This window comes from Lonsdalea britannica (genome assembly GCF_003515985.1).
Taxonomy (GTDB): Bacteria; Pseudomonadota; Gammaproteobacteria; order Enterobacterales; family Enterobacteriaceae; genus Lonsdalea; species Lonsdalea britannica.
This window is the reverse complement of sequence record NZ_CP023009.1, coordinates 3646788-3663992: the sequence shown is the minus strand read 5'-3', so window position 1 is coordinate 3663992 and position 17205 is coordinate 3646788. Positions and strand designations below refer to the sequence as shown.

The window sequence follows — 17205 nt, the reverse complement described above, 5'->3', positions numbered from 1 at the left end:
AGGCCGTCTTTCGCGCGCGTGTCGGCCTCTGCGTTTCGTTCGTTTCCTTTTAGTAGCCTACCGCCGAACCCGCAGGTCGCCGGGAGTCGTTCGCGCCATACAGATACCCTTCGCGTACTTTATCGGACACGGCGGAGTCATTGCCTGAGTTGGCGGGCTCCACGCCCTGAATACCGGGCAGACCCTCCATAATCAGTTCGGCAGCGCCCCAGGGCGTTTGTTCAATCATCTTATACCCGCGTTCCGCCAGCAGTTTCAGCGTATCGGCGGACAAGCCGCGCCGTTCATAGTAGACCTCATCCGGCAGCCATTGATGATGGATACGTGGCGCATCCACTGCTTCCTGCGGCGTCATCCCGAAGTCGATAATATTCAACGCCGTTTGCAGCGTAATGCTGATGATGCGCGAGCCGCCGGGCGATCCCAGCACCAGGAAAATTTTGCCGTCTTTGGTGACCAGCGACGGGCTCATGGATGACAGCGGACGTTTGCCCGGCGCGATGGCGTTCCGTTCTCCTTGAACCAGGCCGTAGAGGTTCTTTTCCCCGACTTTGGCGGTGAAGTCGTCCATTTCATCGTTCAGGAAGAAGCCGGTGCCGGGTGTGATCACCACGGCGCCGAAACGCCCGTTGACGGTATAAGTGGTGGACACCGCATTTCCCTGACTATCGACAATGGAATAGTGGGTGGTTTCCGGTTTCTCATGCGGTTCCGTGCCGGGCGCGACCTGCGTCGACGGCGTGGCCTTCTCCGGGTCGATCTTGCGGCGGATATCCGCGGCGTAGGTTTTGCTCAACAAACGATCAAGCGGGTTATGCACAAAAGCGGGGTCGCCCAGATAAGTATTGCGATCCATGTAGGCGTGGCGTAGCGCTTCGGTCACCGTGTGGATGGCCTGCGCGGAGTTATAGCCCATGCTTTTCAGGTCGTATCCTTCCAGAATGTTCAGCGTTTCGCACAGTGTGACGCCGCCGGAGCTCGGCGGAGGGGAAGAGATAAATTTGTAGCCCCGATAGGTGCAGCTAATCGGCGTGGTTTCCGTGACCGTATAACGGGCGAAGTCCGCCGCGGTGATGATACCGCCGCCTTTTTTCGCCGCCGCTTCGATTTTGCGCGGTAACTCTCCCTTATAGAAGGCGTCGGGGCCGCGATCGGCGATGCTTTGCAGGGTGCGCGCCAGATCTTTTTGCACCAGCCGGTCACCCGGCTGCATCGGCGATCCATCCGGGCGCAGGAAGAGGCGGGCCGCTTCCGGATCTTGTCTGAAACGTTTGACGGTGGTGTTCATGATATCGGTGTCGCCGCGGTTGAGAATAAATCCTTCGCGAGCCAGTTTGATGGCCGGCGCCAGCAGCTGCTGACGGCTCATCGTCCCGTATTTTTCACGCGCGGTTTCCAGCCCCATCACGGTGCCGGGCACGCCGACCGCCAGATAGCCATACAGGCTGGCGCCGGGGTTCACTTTGCCTTCCGCGTCCAGATACATATCGGCTTTGGCCGCCGCCGGGGCGGTTTCGCGGAAGTTGATGAAGGTGTCTTTACCGTTCGCCAGATGCAGGGTCATAAAGCCTCCGCCGCCGATATTGCCGCAACAGGCGTTAACCACCGCCTGGGCGTAGCCGACGGCAACCGCCGCATCCACCGCATTTCCCCCCATTTTCAGGATATCAACGCCCACCTGTGAAGCCAGGTGCTGCGAACTCACCACCATTCCCTGTTTTGCCTCCACGGCGGGAATGGAGACCGCATAGGTCGGTCCTACGGTGAGGAGTCCTGATAAGCTTAATGCCAATCGCCATTTTCCTGATGTCATCCCTATCTCCTCTCGAACTCATACCGACTCTGTGGTTTGTATAACCGGCCATCGTGTTCGCCGGTCGCTAAACAGCATACGGAGCTGTCTCCGACGAAGGAACCTTTCGATACCATAAATCGAGTGATGAAGACCAGGGCGTGATAAAAAAGAAACGGCCCTCATTGCGAGGGCCGTTGATGTCGATGGGAACGTCAGGCCGTCGTGGTGTGCGGCGCGGCGACCACCTCGACCAGGCAGCTCATGGCATTGGGGCCTTGGGTGAGGGAAGAGGTGCCGATATCCAGCGTCAGCACGTTGGCATTGCCGGATCTTTCCACCGGGTCCCACTCTTTCTGTTCCCAGCCCGGATCGAACCATGCGCCGGTGGACATGATCACCACGCCCGGCGTGACGCCGTCGGTGATTTTCACCCCGCCATAGATGCGTCCGCGCGCGTTATGGACTTCGACCTGCATACCGTCGGCGATATTTCGCGCCACCGCATCCTCCGGGTGCATATAGAGCGTTTCCCGCCCAGCCGTCATGTTGGCGGCGACCTGAGGTGTGCTGCCGAGCTGACTATGCAGCCGGTCCGACGGCTGAATGGAGATAAAGTGAAGCGGCCATTGTTGCGCCGAGTCGGCGCCCAGCCACTCGACCGGCGGACGCCACTCGGGATGCGGACCAAAGTCGTCATAGCGGTAGCCCGCCAGCGTCTCGCTGAACAGTTCGATTTTGCCGCTGGGGGTCTTCAACGCATGCTGTTCCGGGTCGTCACGGAACGCCTCGAAGAAGACAAACGGCTTATCGTCCATCGGAATTTCGACGTAACCCTGACGCCAGAACGCCTCGAAATCCGGCCAGTCCTGCCCCGTCTCGCCCTGACGTTCACGGCACTGCTGGTACATCATCGCCAGCCAGTCGCGCTCGCTGCGGCCCTGCGTGAATTCGTCGCCGTAGCCGAGTCGCTGCGCCAGCTCGCTGAAAATATCCACGTCGTTGCGGGCGTGATGCTGCGGCGCTATGGCCTGATGCATGGCGAAAATATAGCGATCGCGCGACGAACCGCCGATGTCATTGCGTTCCAGCGTGGTGGTGACCGGCAGTACGATATCGGCCATGCGGGCGGCGGGCGTCCAGACGATATCCTGCACGACGACGGTATCCGGCTTGCGCCAGCCTTCCACCAGTCGGTTGAGCTGTTGGTGATGATGGAACGGGTTGCCGCCTGCCCAGTGGATCAGATGGATATCTGGATAGGTATGCGTCTGCCCCTGAAACGTATAGGGCTGGCCTGGTTGCAACAGCATGTCGGCGATGCGTGCGACGGGAATGATGCTGCCGCGATTCGGCACAGAGGGAGAGGCGGGGGCGGGCGTGGCGATCCGCTCGTTGCCGACGCTGTTCATCGAACCATGTCCGAACGAGAAGCCGCCGCCGGGTAATCCGACCTGGCCCAACATGGCGGATAGGGCGATCATCATCCAGTAGGGCTGTTCGCCGCGGTGCGCGCGCTGTACCGAGTAGGAACAGGTGATAAAGCTGCGCACGCCGATAAGCTGCTTCGCGAGCCGCGCGATCCGCTCGGCCGGAATACCGGTGATGGCGCTGGCCCACTCCGGTGTTTTGGGCGTGCCGTCAGTGCGGCCGTCAAGATAGTCGCTCAGGGCGTCGTAGCCCACGCAGTAGCGAGCCAAAAACGCGCGATCGTCCGCGTCGAGTCGGCGAATCTCGAATCCTAACGCCAGCATCAGCGCCACATCAGTGTTGGGGCGAATCGGTATCCATTCCGCGTCGACGAACGCCGGGCAGTCGTCGCGCATCGGACTGATGTTGATGACCGGTATCCCTCGGGCCTTGAGCGTTTCCAGCGCGACTTTCAGCGTATGCTGTCCCGCGCCGCCGGAGGCCACCTGAGCATTTTTCAGCGCCAGCCCGCCAAAGGCGATAAACAGCTGGCAATGCTCGGCGACACTGCGCCATTCGGTGACTTTACCAGTGAGCGGATGGAAGGTGCCGATAACGTAAGGCAGGAAGAACTGCGCCGCGCCCCAGCTGTAGTTACCCGCCTGATCGACCGCACCGCCGCCGGAGAAGTAGAAACGGCGCACCTGCGAGCGCGCGTGGTGGTAGCGCCCGGCGGAGGACCAGCCGTACGAACCGGCGAACAGACCGTCGGCGCCGTAGCGATCGCGCACGCGGCGGTTTTCTTCGGCCACCAGATCCAGTGCGACGTCCCAGTCCACTTCCACAAACGGCTCTTTGCCGCGCAGCGACGTGTCGCTATTTTCCCGTTTAGCCAGCCAGGAACGGCGGACGGCGGGTTTACGGATGCGCTGTGGCGAATAGACCAGCGGCACGATGCTGTCGAGCATCGGCGACGGATCGGGGTCGGCGGCAAACGGCTCGCAGCCAATCAACCTGCCGTCTTCCACTACGGCTGTAAAGGCGCCCCAATGCGCGAGATGGGGGTAACGCGTTATTGTCATAGTGTCCTCGGAAAATCAGTGGTTTTTCCTCGCCGAAGAGCCGGCATGTATCGTTGGCGGATAATGATCCGGATAAGCAATAAACACGATGTGAGCGGAATGGTAAAGAGGGGCGGCGCTTTTTTAGTGCAGCCGAATATCGGTTAAGGTGCATGCGGTTGATATTTAACCGCCTTGGTTGTTAAGGCGATACCACCTAAAGACCTTTGGATGCGCACATTGATGAGGGGCGAGGAAACGTTGCAATACCAGTTTCACGTGCATATTCGTTTCCCGAACGTCAGGTGAGAGCCTGTCAGGCCTAAGCCCGATCTTTTCCTGTATAGGTTTGGTATAACCTTTGCTTGTGTAAAGTTGTGTATATTCACATAAGGGAGCACAGGCACATGAGCGACATAACCCTCATCAATCAAAAACGCCGTGAGATGTTCAAATATTCAGGGGCGTTACTCGGCGGTTTGGCGCTGGCAGGGCTGAACAAATCGGCGCTGGCTTCTTCTATCGCCGGCAGCAAAAGCGGCGATACCTCCACGGAGTCGGTGATTCGCATTAACTATAATGAAAACCCATTGGGGATGTCGCCTAAAGGGCAAGAAGCGGCGCGTCTGGCTATCGCCAAGGCCAACCGCTATCCCTACAAGGAGCAAGGGCAGCTGCAGGAAAAAATCGCCGGACTGCACGGCGTGGATAAGAGCAACGTGCTGATGCTGCAAGGCTCCTGCGAGGGGATTCGTTCTTGTTTCGAAGCGCTGGGGACGGCGAAAACGCAGCTGGTTATCCCTGAACTGACCTACGAAGGCGGTCCTAAGTACGCCAAAATCATGGGGATGAATATTGTTCGGCTGCCCATGCTGCCGGGCTGGAAGTTTGATATTGAAGCGATGAAAAAAACCGTCGCCGCTTATGACGGTCCGACCCTCGTTTACATCGTCAACCCCAACAATCCCACCGCCACTATTACGCCCGCGGATCTGATCGAACCGTGGATCAAAAGCAAACCGAAGGATACGCTGTTTCTGGTGGATGAAGCCTACGCCGAGTTCGTCAACGACTCACGGTTCCGCTCGGTGGACGGGCTGATCCGAGAGGGGTACGACAACATCATCCTGCTGAAGACGTTTTCGAAAATCTTCGCGATGGCGGGTATGCGCGCGGGCTATGCGATCGGTAAGCCTGAGCTGCTGGCGAAGATGGCGAACTACAACACGTCCGAATCGCTGAACTTCTGTGCGATTGCGGCCGCCAGCGCGTCGCTCGACGACAAAGCCTTCATTAACTACAGCAAGAAAACCATCGATACGTCCCGTCAGATTCTGATCGATACCTTGAAGTCCCTGGACCTGGAGTATTTGCCGTCAGAGGCTAACTTCTTGTTTCACCGTATCAAGGTGCCGCTAGAAGGATATCAGAAACGCATGAAAGAACACGGCATCTTGATTGGCCGCGCTTTTCCGCCCGCCACCGACTGGTGCCGAATTTCCATGGGTACGCCGGAAGAAATGCACACCTTTACCAAGCTGATGCGGGAGTTCAGAACAAAGGGTTGGCTGTAGCCGTTTATTGAGCGGCGTCAGATACGGCTATGTGAGACCGCATCTGACGTCACTGTTTCCTTCCGAGCCTCATCAGGCCTTGACGGTGCGTTTGTTGGGGATGAGCGCGGTCAGCGGTTTTTCCACCACACGGTAGGCGACAATCCCGACGGCCAGCGAAACCAGCGTGGTCAGAATAATCACCGCCGTTTGATTAATGTCACTGACGGACAGCTTTTTCATCAGCATGGATAACGTCATGGTGACGAATCCGTGCGCCAAATAAATGGAATAGGATGCATCGCCGATCAGCATTAACGCGCGGGAGGTCCATCCTTCCAGAGAGCAGGCGGAAAACAGGACAATAAAAATAGGTGTGATAGAAAAAATAACGGGCAGCCAGGCGGGTTGGAATAGACGACAAATCAAGTAAAGGACCAGCACCATTGCCGATAATAAAAACCCATTTTTCACGGTCATTCGCTCGGATAAAAAGAAAATAACCATGCCCGCGAGAAAATACAGCAGAATAGGGTTGGTCAATAATAGGCTGGCGCCCGTATCCGCCGGGAGCCATTTCCCGATGAGATAAGAAAGCAGGAAACAGAACGACAGGGTCAGCAATATCCGGTTTTTCTTACCGAAGAAAATACACACCGCAAACAGGCAATAAAAAAACATTTCGTAAATCAGCGTCCATCCCTGAGACAAGATCGGGTTAATGCGGCCGTCCTCGCCGATACGTGGTAACAGCAGGTAAGAACTGAGGATTTTGCCCATATCGAAGTGGTGACTCTTCAACGCCAGCCCGGCAAGCCACAGCGCCAGCAGCGCGGTAGTCCAGAACCAATAAGGGGGAATAACCCGGTTGAATCGGTGGATCAGAAAGGTTTTTGCTTCTTGCGGCGACCACGTTTTTTTATACGTGGCTTTCATCATGATAAAACCGCTGATAATGAAAAATATATAGACGCCCAACGTGCCGAGATCTTCGAGTCGATATCCATTTTGAATACCACCATCATAGATGGCCGTTGTGGTGTGCGCGAAAATAACCATAACGGCGGCAATACCACGCAAGTACTGTATATAGCTCAGTTTTTTATTCATAGTCGATACTCTGAAACTCAGTGGGTCGGGGCTATTTCAGTGGCTCAGAGTAGGTGAAGCTATTTTCATTCTCAACGAAATACTACGCTTTCTCATCATAAACAGAATTATCTCTATTTTCCGGCCTCGGGAGTGTCGCCAACGTTTTCGCCTGCGCCTTGCATTCCGCCGTCAGCCTCAGTTTTGCTTTCACCCTATCGACGGATGCGGTATTGCTATCGGTACGAAGCGGTCGCCGACGTGAATCCGGGCTGCATCGTTACCCGTCGAACGGGGTTTCCACCCGCTTCGCCGTTTGTCTCTTCATCATCAGGAGTGTTGCCATGCGCCAGAATCGGGGATCGGATTACCTGCGGCCATACCGCGACGATAGATTGACGCCGTATATCGAGATTGACGATCTGCGTTTGCAGCGGAATCTACGGCAGATGCAGTTGAAAGCGGACGCGGCGGGCGTCAGCTTGCGACCCCACGTCAAAACGCACAAGAGCGTCGTGATTGCCCGTCGGCAGATCGCGGCGGGCGCGGTAGGGATTACGGTATCCAAACCGAGCGAAGGCGTCGCCTTTATCGAAGGCGGCATCGAAGATGTCCTGTTGGCCTACCCTGTCATTGTTCCTGAAAGCATCCGCGAGCTGCTGGTTGAGGCCGCCTATCGCCGGGCGCGGGTGTCTTTTATCGCCGCTGAACCGATGGGGGTCGAAGCCATCGCCCGCGCGGTGCGGGAACAAGGCAACGATCCCGTAACGGTATATGTGAAGGTCGATGTGGGGCTGGGCCGGGTGGGCGTAAATCCGCATGGTGAAGCGGGCGTCACGTTGGCGGGGCATATCGCCCGCTGTCCCGAGCTGCGATTCGGCGGTTTGGTCTCTCATGCCGGTCATGCCTACGGGGCGTCGGGGATTGCGCAGATCCAGACGATCGCCACCGAGGAAGCGACGCTGCTGAGTCAGCTACAGACCCGCATTTTGCAAGACGGCGCGGTCAGCCGCTGCGCTATTTCCACGGGCGCGACGCCGACTGCGTTGGGGGCGCCGGTCGCGGCGGGGACGGATGAGATTCGTCCGGGCAATTATGCGCTGCTGGATTTAACGGCGATTCGTCTCGGACTGTGCCAGCCGGACGATTTGGCGATGAGCGTCGTGGCGCGAGTGGTGGCGGTCAACGATCGCTATGCCATCATTGATGCCGGTTCAAAAGCGCTGACGTCCGACCGCGGGCCTCATGGAACGGGCGCGAGTCATTGGGGGATCGCCATCAGCGAGCACCTGCCGCTGGCCTACACGGTGGAGAAGCTGTCCGAAGAGCACGGTTTTATCCCGCATCAAGGGCAGCCGCCGCGTCTGGGCAGCCTGATGCGGGTCTTTCCCAATCACTCCTGCGCGGTGATGGCGCAGTTCAATCGTTGGGTGCTGCGCGGCGAGAACTCTGCGGGCGAGGTGATGCCGACGGAAGGGCGGGGCTGTTTCCTGTAACCGTCGCTGGCGGCGGGAAAGCGGCTGCCTGCGACCGCCGCGTCCTGCGTCACCGCCACGGCGCGGTTACGCCGTCTCGGTCTCCGGGGCGGCGGTGAATTTGCGTTCGCCTTGTTCTTTCAACCACGCCATCAGCGCTTCGCTGCTCATCGGGCGCGCGTACAGGTATCCCTGCATCAGCTGAACGCCGCACCGTTTGAGGTAATCATATTCATAGGCGGAATTGACGCCTTCGGCGACCATTCTCAGCGCCAGACGATGGCTCAGATTGATGATGGCGTCGAGCACCGGCGTATCCCGATTGGCGGATTCGATGGTGCCGATGAAGCCTTTGTCTATCTTGAGATAGTCCAGCGGGAACATTTGCAGGTAGGACAGAGAACAGTGGCCCGTCCCGAAATCGTCCACTGCGATAAGAATGCCTTCGCTACGAAGCTGCGTCAGCTTTTGTACGACATCCTGAGTGTCGCTGATCAGACTGCGCTCTGTAAGCTCCAGGGTAATCTGTACGCGCTGAGGCCGCAGCGTTTTTGCCAACTGGCGGATATCGTTCACGAAGTCGGGATGATGAATATGCGCCGCGGCGATGTTGATCCCCAGCCGGAAATCCTGCGGTAACGTCCAACTGCCAATGTCAGCGGCCAGCAGCTTAAACAAGTGATGCGTGAGCGGAATAATCAGCCCCTCGTTCTCGGCGGAGGGAATGAAGATGTCGGGACTGATGGTGCGGCCACCCGGTCTGAACCAGCGCAACAGCGCTTCGGCGCCGATACAGCGTTCGGTCTTCAGGTCGTACAGCGGCTGGTAATGCACCGAAAACTCATTGGCCTGTATCCCTTTGCGCAGCTCATCGCGGAGCGACATCTTGCGCTTTTTCCAGGATTGCACGATGTAGATGAAGGTCAGCGACAGAAACAGCGACAGCGGCAGGAACGTCAGGAAGTCATTCAGCCAGTCTTGCTGTATCTCCTCCGGCTGCACCTCGGCGCTGACGATGATCGGATACCGTTTGGATGCGCGTTCGTGATACAGCGGCGAGATAAACGGGTGCGACGTTTGACTTTTCTCGCCTTCCTGAATGCGAAAACCGCCGTTAAACTGCACGGTCAGCTCATAAGGCCGCGCGTTATTGATAGCGCTCATAAAGTCGAGCAGATATTGACCGTCGACGACCACAAACGCGCCGTAGGTCGGCGAAAACTGGCGGGCGAAAATAATCGCGGGGCGGGTGGACACGCCACGCGTACGCGGCACCGACATGCTCCACATTTCGGGCTGTTCGGCAGGCAGCGGATACTGAATGATTTGCGTCAGTGGGATGACCTGATCGCCGGAGACGGAGGAACAGTACATATCCTGGCCGCTCAGCAGCCCCATCGAACGGAAATAGGCGGAAAGCGTGCCTTGCCGGATCAGATCGCCGAGTACGGATTCACAGGACTTTCCCTCTAGCGTTTTCAGTTCGGCGACCTGATTCCAGGCCATGCTGTTAATCGTTTCCGCCTGATGCAGAATCACCTGAGTCGTGGCTTGCAGATCGCGCTTCACATCCTGTCGGGCGATGATATAGCTGAAGATTATGCTGAGGAGCAAAGGGAATACGGCGGCGGCAAGCAGTCCTGCTCTGTATTTACGAGCCTGAATGCGACTATAGACGATCAAGAAAGCCTCCATTCTACAGATGATTCAGAACATTAGTGCTGGTTTGAAAAGAGTGGGGGAACAGCGAGATGCGGTTCTAGACCAGATGCATTATGCCAGAAATCTTTATGCGACAAGTGTAGCACTCGCCTGTCCCGGAGCGGGAAAAAGTTGTTGGGGGCCATGAGGGAAGATGACCTGCCGCACGGCGCGACAGGTCGAGGGGAAGACGAGAGAATCGCGGCCACCGCGCCGCAAAAGACGACGCTATTTAATGTCCGCGGAAGGCGTCATCGGCTGGATCGGCAGATCCATATCGCCTTGCCAGCCCGCTTCTGAATAGCGCATGTAGAGCAGGGCATGGCTGGGCGTATAGTCTTTGGCTTTCTGGATATCGACGCCGAGGCCCAGCGTCCAATGCGCCGTCAAACGTCGTTCCACCTGCGCCTGCAACGTGTAGCCAATCCCCTGACTACTGCCGTCGGCGGAGGCCTGATCGCTGTTAAAACCGGGGTAGACGGGATAACGTCGCTGACCGGCGGTTTTCGAACGGGACCACGAGACTGAGCCGCCCAGATCCAGCGACCAGTTGTCGAAACGCTGCCGATAAGTGATAGGCACCCCGAGCGAGAGGTAGCGCTGCGGGCTGTAATAGCCGCCCTGACCATAGGTGTAGCCGCTGAGATCCTTCTGGTAGCGCCAAAACATGCTGTTAAAACCCACGGTCGCTCGGCGATGATCTTCGTTGATCAGCTTGTAGTAATACCCGCCCATCAGACGCTGTCGCTGGTTGCCCGCGACGTTTTTACCATCGATGCGATGAGCGCTGATGTCGCCCCACAGGCCGTGATCGCCGCCGCGATCGTAGCTCAGACCGATCGCGCCTCCCGTCGCCACGACGCCGCCCCAGGTATTGCTGTTGCCGCCGCCAGGGTTTTGCGCGCCCGCGAACGCCAGCAGCGAGCTGGAGATAGGACGGCGCGAGGCGGTGAGCGTCACGCCCACATCGTGGATGTCGGTGTTATGGCTGATACCGCCGACCCAGTTTAAGACGCGAAAGCCTATCGGCGTCGTTCCCAGATCGGCCGACCAGTCCTGATTGCGCCAGCCCGCCCCCAGCGCCACGCCTTCCGCGCGTTGCGTGCGATCGCGGCTGCAACCTGAGTCCGCGCAGGTGCCGAACAGGCTGGTGTGCGTACCATTCGTGGTGCTGAACTGGCCTGCGGAGACGGCAACATGGTCAACGCGCAGGAATCCTCGTCCGCTCGCGATCGGCGTTTCGCCCTGCAACATGGTGGTGTGCGCGGTGAAGTCAGATTGACCGCCGGTTCCCTTGTTGCGGGAGTAATCCTGCGCCACCGAGAGCGTGGTGTCCTGCTGACGGTAGAGCGACGCGGCGTCGGCGCGCACCGAACGCTGTAGCCAGCTGTCTTCCAGGCGCAGGCGAGTCAAGGCGGTAAAGGCGGCGTTATCGCGCGGCGGCGTCGGCGTGATACCGCTGTCGACCATCGCCTGACGGTAATCCTCCAGCGCCTCGTCGGGATGTCCCTGCTGGCGGGCGAGGCTGGCGGCGTCACGATAAACCCTTGCGGCATCCGGAGAGGGCGGCGTCTGCGCGGCGCGGCGTTTCAGCTGTGTGAACAGCGAGTTGGCCCGCTGAGGTTCACCCAACTGCCACCAAAGATTGGCGGTGCGTCTGCCCTGATCCAGCGAAGGTTCGACGGGGCCTGACGACAGCGCATTCAGCGTCGTTTGCGCCTCATGCCGACGGCCCTGCGCGGCGAGCGTTTCAGCCTGGCCGATGCGTGCATCGCCGTTCAGCGGGTCGCGCGTCAGCACTTGCTGATAGCCGGCCAGCGCCGTGTCTGTCTCTCCCCGCTCCAACGCCCAGTCGGCGAGAACGATACCGCGACGCGGCGTGTCCGGCAGCGTATGCAGTAGTTCGTACGCCTGCGCGTCCAGTCCGGCGGCGTGCAGCGCATAGGCGCGGGTGTAAACGTCCTCTTGCTGCAAACGTGTCATCAGATCCTGCAAACTTTGCTCACGGCGTGCTTCCGGCACGCTATTCAACAACGCCAGCGCGCGATGAGCCCGGTCGCTGCCGGACAGATAGAGGCTGTAGGCATAGAGTCGCGTGGCGTCGTGCGGCTGCTGGCGCGACATGGCCTCCATTTCGCGGTCGGCTTCCTCCGGTTGCCCGGCGGCGCGTAGCGCGGCGGCGAGCCGATAGTGCAGCCAGACATCCTCCGGCGCGAAGCTGACGGCCTCGCGGTACTTCTCGACCGCCAGCGTCCAGCGAGACTGAGCGGCCAGCCGGTCGGCATCCGCCCGCAGCGTATCGCTGCGCAGCGCGTTGAGCGTGGCGAACAGGGCGCGTTTCTGCGCGGGCGTTAGCCCGTTCTCGATAAACGCCATCGCCTTCTGCGGCGACTCCTGCTGGTAGAGCGTCACCAGCCGCCGTGCCGCCGTGGCGTTGCTGTCCATCTGCAGCGCCTGCCGATACAGCTGTTCCGCTGCGAGGGGGGCATGACGCGCCAGCGCGACGTCGCCGAGTCCGATGACCGCATCGCTGCCGCCGTCATCCAGCGAGCGCGCCTGTCGGTATTGCCGCTCGGCCATATCGAGATTCTGCGCGGCGAGCGCGCTGTCGCCGCCGTCGACGGCCAGCCAGTAACGCGTGGACTCCAGCAGGCTCTGCCATTTGGCGACCTTCAGACTGGCTTCGTCGGCCTGGATAGCCTGCTCAAAATAGCGAACCGCGGCGGCGCGCTGATTGCTGCGCGCCAGCGCTTGGCCCATCGCTCCCAGCACTTCGGCGTCGTTGGGATTGGCGCGCAGCGCTTTTTGCAGCGCGGGGATGGCCGTCGCGCCTTCGCCTCGCGCGACCCGGGTCAGGCTGGCGGCGCGCTGTTGAAACACCGGATCGGCCAGCAGTCTCTGCTGGCGATCCAGCTCCTGTCGTCCATTTTGATACTCATCCCCGGAGGTGAACGTCGTCAGGTAATCGCGCAGCTGCGCTACGCTGTCGTCGGTAATCGGCTGAGCTTTGATGTATTTGAGCCACAGTTCGGCGGCGTCATCGCGCCCGCGGGCATTGTCGGCCAGCGCGCGGATCGTGGCGACGGCTTGTGGCACATCGTCCTGCGAGAACAGCATCCGCGCAATCTGCATCCTGACGTTGACGCTGCCGGGATGGAAGCGATCCAGCGCCTGTAGCTGTTTTAGCGCCTGCGGCTCCTGACCGGGAATACGTGCGACCAGCCGCCAGTATTCGTAGGAGGTGTCCACGGTCGGATAGACGCCGTGAAACAGCGCGTCGTAGGCCGCGCGCGCCTCGACCAGCCGTCCGGAAGCCGCCAGCAGGCGGGCCTCTTGCCACTGCTGTCGACCTTCCGCCGTGGCCAGCATCATGCTGACCGTGGACTCGCGGGCGGCCGCGGAGTTCGGCGCCTCGGCGTTCAGCCGGTCCATATAACTTTGGGCTTTGGTTCTGTCGCTCTGCATCAGCGCGTGGCGCAATAGCGCGGCGAGGACGTCCGGGTTATCGGGCGCGATATTCTCCAGACGGTAAAGCGACCGCTTCACCAGTTCGAGCTGGTGGGTGGTTTCCCCCATTCGAACCTGTTGCAGCAGCCAGTTGACGGGGGAAATACCGCGTTGACTGTCTGCAACGGGCGCGTTGACGGCATAGACGGCGGGCGCCGCAGGCAGTCCGGCGAGGGCAGGCAGCATGAATCGCAGCCAGTTTATTTTGATGTTACGCATGTTTCTTTCCAGGCGGGGATGACATCGCCGTGCGGCGAAAAGCGGAAAAGGTGGCTGTCCCAACCGGTGCCGAACAGGGTCAGTACGGTGCGGTAATAGGCCTCTTCGCTAAAAGGGGTGTTCCACACTCGCTGGCGTTGGTCGGACAGGGCGGGAGAGTGTTGGAGAAGCGGCAGCAGCGCGGCGGAAAAGCCGACGTTGCCAAGCGGCTCGCTCTCTGCGTGACTGACGTTAATACGCGCCGGCGGCGCGCCGTGGGTTTCCACATAGCGGGCCATCGGCATAAACGCCTGCGACAGCGACGCCTTGTCCGGGTCGTGGTCATCCAGCATCGCGGCCCACAGGTACACCCGAATGGCGTTATAGCTGCCGATCGGGCCTTTGGCTTCATCGAAATGCCACCCCGATCCCGACGTCCATACGATCCAGTCCGGGGAAAATCCGTGCGGCGCGGTCGCGATCAAGAGTGCGATCGCCGTGCGATGCAGGCGAGACCAGAGGCTGGACTGTTCCGCGAAGCTGGCGAGCAGCGGCGGCGGCAGATAGCTGGGATTGACCGTCCAGCGGGTCTGCGACGCAAAGCCGTTTTTGCCGGGCAGCAGCACGGGGCCGATCTCGGGGACCTCGGCCGTCTCTTCCCGGGCGATGCGTTGGAGCAGCAGAGTGCCCATGACCTGATAAGTGCGGCTTTGCCACAGCTTCCCGGCCTGCAACAGCGAGTAAGCGATCCACAGATCGGCATCGGCGGCGGAGTTATCGTCCAGCAGCGTCTGGCGACCGGTGGCGGCATCGCGTCCCCATAGCCAACCGGGCAGGTGCAGCGTCAGATCGCCGTTCGCCAGATGGGTTTCCGTCCAGTTCAGTATGCGGTCAAAACGGTCGCGGTCATTCGCCGCCAGGGCGAAAAACAGCGCGTAGCTTTGTCCTTCGGAGGTCGTGATTGGGTCGCCGTCGTGGGGATCGATGACCTGACCCTCGGCGCTGATATAGGCCTGCTGGAACTGTTCCCACAGCGGCCAGCGGCATTCCGCCGGTGCGACGCTGCTGAACAGCAGCGCCAGCAAACCACAGCAGGAAACGGTCAGTCGTCTCACAGAGACGCGTCCTCGTCGTCGAGACGACGCTGGCTGATATGGCGCATCAGTCGCCAGGTCATTAATGCCAACAGGATGACCATGAAGACGGCGAGGGAGGCCAGCCAGACGGGATGCGAGGACATCGCGCTCCAGATGCTTTCCCACCACGGCAGGTAGCCCACGAACCAGGTGTCGCCGACACGGAGGCTATTGACGCCGGACTCGCGAATGATCGAGACAGCGCCGAAGATAGCGGCGCGTTTGCCGGTATCGTTCATCGCGTCATTCAGCAGCTCGTAGGCGCGCGGGGTATCGGCCAGCAGCGCGACGACGCTGCGCTGGTCATGGTAGGGAGACTGGAAACTGACGATAGCCGCCATCGGTCCTTCAGACAGGATCGTGGTCTGGCTCTCCGCCTTACGGTCGGCGGCGGTGACCGGCGTATCCAGCGCCATCTGACGCAGCGGTTTTTTCACCCAACTTTTGGTGGTATCCACCAGCAGATTCACGTCGTGACCTTCGCGCAGATTATCCGGCAGACCGCCGATCATCAGCAGATCCACGTCCTGAGTTTCCGCCTGCTCCCAGTCGTCAGCAATGCGAACGTTGAGGGCCGGGAAACCGGTCTGGGCGCCGATATTGCCCATCACGTTGAGCAGCGTGCTGATCTGACCGGGCTGCGGATGCGCGTTCACCAGCAGCAGCGTCTGCGACAGATCCGCATGGCGGCTGAACGGGAACCCCGCGTTGGCGAAAGCGCGCAGCGACGGCATTTCCAGATAGTGACGATAACCGGAGAAGTCGACGGTCGAGTCGCCGTCGATGACCACATGGTTGGCGACCGGCATGACGGTTTCGCACTGTTCATCATGGATGCTGCCGATCTGGCGCGCCGCGTAGTCGAAGTCAAAGCGCAGCTGGTTCGCCGCGCCCAGGCGCAGCGCGGGCAGCGTCACCGCCGATTTGGTGTCCTGCTGTCCCTGAATCAGCGGGACGTGCAGTAGCCACTGGCCGCTGCTGTTTTTCGTCGTCAACGGCACGTCCTGCACAAACTGATTGTTCAGGTTCACCGCCAGACGAGATCCGTCGTTCTGGCGCGGCGAGGTGTAGCGATACATGACGTTCATGTCGATGCTGCGTTCGCGTACCAGATACAGATCCGGCGGCAATCTCAGCAGCATGGAGATCGGCGAAGGCTGTAACCCGTCCGACTGGTACTGCGCTTCATATTGCTGCAGCTCGGAGAAACGGGTCGGGCGGTCGGTATGCGCCCAGTTCGGCGCGTCATAAGGAAGACGCGGCGCTAGCTGACGGACGTTGTCGATAGTGGACGACTGGCCACGCAGCAGGACATCGCCCTGTGCGATCCCCTGAACGGCGGTGATCAGATCGGTGTCGTCCCGGCCCAGAATCAGCAGCATTTTGTGGTACGGGTCGTCCGGCTGGCTGAGGATCTCCACGGTAGGTTTGTCGACCAGCGGATACGCTTTGAGGAAATCCGGGCGATGCGCATTGGTGGCGAAGACGACGGCATGCTGATGCGACGGCAGCTGGTTATACAGCACCGGGAAACGCTGTCCGCGCCAGTCGGCTTTGACGCCGAACCAGGACGCCAATACGGCCGCGGCGCGCTGTTCCGTCGTCGAAGGACGGGCGGAGAACACGACCGGCAGCTGGAGCGGCTGGGCGTCGCGGCTGTCGAAGAACGGTTCCGGGAAGTGGGACAAGTCGTTCTTGAGCGGCAGCTTTTGCAGCGTCAGCTTCAGCGTGCTGTCCTGACCGATCGCCATCCAGATAGCCGTATTGGTGATGTTTTCACACTGGTTGGCGTAGTGACCGACCAGCGAGAGGCGGACCCGGTTGAAGTCGCTGATAAAACGCGGATCGAGATCCAGCTGAATCTGGTTGTTCTTGCCGAGCTGTTCGGTCGTGATGGGCACAACCCCCACCAGCGCATCGTTCAGAAAGACCTGCAGATGCGACTGCGACGGCAGCAGCGCGGGAGACGGGCGATAGTTCAGCTGGAGTACGGCGCGGGTGACCAGCTCATCGCTGCGTACGCCGAACTCTATCTGACCGTCCGGGCGCATCCCTTGCAGTTGGAAGCCGCCCGGCGGGGGCGCCAGACGGCTGAACGGCAGCAGGCTGTCGCGCACCGGAGGCGTCGTCTCCGCGGGTTCCGGCGCGCTCGGCGGCGCGGCATTATCGATGGCGGCAACCGTATCCGCCGTGGCGGTGTGCTCGGAGAGCACGTCCGCATGAGTGATTGGAGAGAATCCAAACAGAATAAAAGTGAACCAACGTAATCTTCTTGTCATTGTG

The 17205-nt window shown here is 60.0% G+C and carries 9 protein-coding genes; 2 read left to right on the top strand and 7 right to left on the bottom strand.

What is annotated here, in order from left to right:
* Positions 1-49: 49 nt before the first annotated feature.
* A complete protein-coding gene (gene ggt / locus CKQ53_RS16760; protein ID WP_094117425.1) occupies positions 50-1813 on the bottom strand; it encodes a gamma-glutamyltransferase in 1764 nt (587 codons plus the stop codon).
* 194 nt (positions 1814-2007) lie between these two features.
* On the bottom strand, positions 2008-4284 hold the full coding sequence (locus CKQ53_RS16755) for a molybdopterin-dependent oxidoreductase (RefSeq protein WP_085650970.1): 2277 nt from the start codon (positions 4282-4284) through the stop codon (positions 2008-2010).
* A 386-nt stretch (positions 4285-4670) separates the two neighbouring features.
* On the opposite strand from CKQ53_RS16755, the gene CKQ53_RS16750 reads away from it, so the two are divergent.
* Positions 4671-5837 (top strand): pyridoxal phosphate-dependent aminotransferase, encoded by a 1167-nt coding sequence (locus CKQ53_RS16750; RefSeq protein ID WP_094117426.1) that lies wholly within the window; start codon positions 4671-4673, stop codon positions 5835-5837.
* A 72-nt stretch (positions 5838-5909) separates the two neighbouring features.
* On the opposite strand, the gene CKQ53_RS16745 is transcribed toward CKQ53_RS16750, so the two are convergent.
* Positions 5910-6926 carry an acyltransferase family protein gene (locus CKQ53_RS16745; RefSeq protein ID WP_085650968.1) on the bottom strand — a complete coding sequence of 339 codons (1017 nt, stop codon included), beginning with the start codon at positions 6924-6926 and terminating at the stop codon, positions 5910-5912.
* A gap of 323 nt (positions 6927-7249) precedes the next feature.
* Here CKQ53_RS16745 and CKQ53_RS16740 point away from each other — a divergent pair, with 323 nt between their 5' ends.
* A complete protein-coding gene (locus CKQ53_RS16740) occupies positions 7250-8401 on the top strand; it encodes an alanine racemase (protein WP_085650967.1) in 1152 nt (383 codons plus the stop codon).
* Positions 8402-8467: 66 nt separating this feature from the next.
* Here the strand turns inward: CKQ53_RS16740 and CKQ53_RS16735 are convergent, their stop codons facing one another.
* The 4 genes from CKQ53_RS16735 to bcsB all read right to left on the bottom strand — a co-directional run bounded on the left by CKQ53_RS16735 (position 8468) and on the right by bcsB (position 17201).
* On the bottom strand, positions 8468-10063 hold the full coding sequence (locus CKQ53_RS16735) for an EAL domain-containing protein (protein WP_244200973.1): 1596 nt from the start codon (positions 10061-10063) through the stop codon (positions 8468-8470).
* A 246-nt stretch (positions 10064-10309) separates the two neighbouring features.
* Positions 10310-13807 (bottom strand): cellulose synthase complex outer membrane protein BcsC, encoded by a 3498-nt coding sequence (bcsC, locus tag CKQ53_RS16730; RefSeq protein ID WP_118895211.1) that lies wholly within the window; start codon positions 13805-13807, stop codon positions 10310-10312.
* Entirely contained in the window at positions 13789-14901 is a 1113-nt protein-coding gene (gene bcsZ, locus CKQ53_RS16725) for a cellulose synthase complex periplasmic endoglucanase BcsZ (protein WP_244200972.1), read from the bottom strand. The genes bcsC and bcsZ overlap by 19 nt, the downstream gene beginning before the upstream one ends.
* Positions 14898-17201 (bottom strand): cellulose biosynthesis cyclic di-GMP-binding regulatory protein BcsB, encoded by a 2304-nt coding sequence (gene bcsB, locus CKQ53_RS16720; RefSeq protein WP_118895209.1) that lies wholly within the window; start codon positions 17199-17201, stop codon positions 14898-14900. Before bcsB ends, bcsZ begins: the two co-directional genes overlap by 4 nt.
* Positions 17202-17205: the final 4 nt, after the last annotated feature.

Coding starts and splice junctions, on each gene's coding strand:
- ggt (WP_094117425.1), bottom strand. CDS start 1,813: ATGACATCAGGAAAATGGCGATTGGCATTAAGCTTATCAGGACTCCTC.
- CKQ53_RS16755 (WP_085650970.1), bottom strand. CDS start 4,284: ATGACAATAACGCGTTACCCCCATCTCGCGCATTGGGGCGCCTTTACA.
- CKQ53_RS16750 (WP_094117426.1), top strand. CDS start 4,671: ATGAGCGACATAACCCTCATCAATCAAAAACGCCGTGAGATGTTCAAA.
- CKQ53_RS16745 (WP_085650968.1), bottom strand. CDS start 6,926: ATGAATAAAAAACTGAGCTATATACAGTACTTGCGTGGTATTGCCGCC.
- CKQ53_RS16740 (WP_085650967.1), top strand. CDS start 7,250: ATGCGCCAGAATCGGGGATCGGATTACCTGCGGCCATACCGCGACGAT.
- bcsC (WP_118895211.1), bottom strand. CDS start 13,807: ATGCGTAACATCAAAATAAACTGGCTGCGATTCATGCTGCCTGCCCTC.
- bcsB (WP_118895209.1), bottom strand. CDS start 17,201: ATGACAAGAAGATTACGTTGGTTCACTTTTATTCTGTTTGGATTCTCT.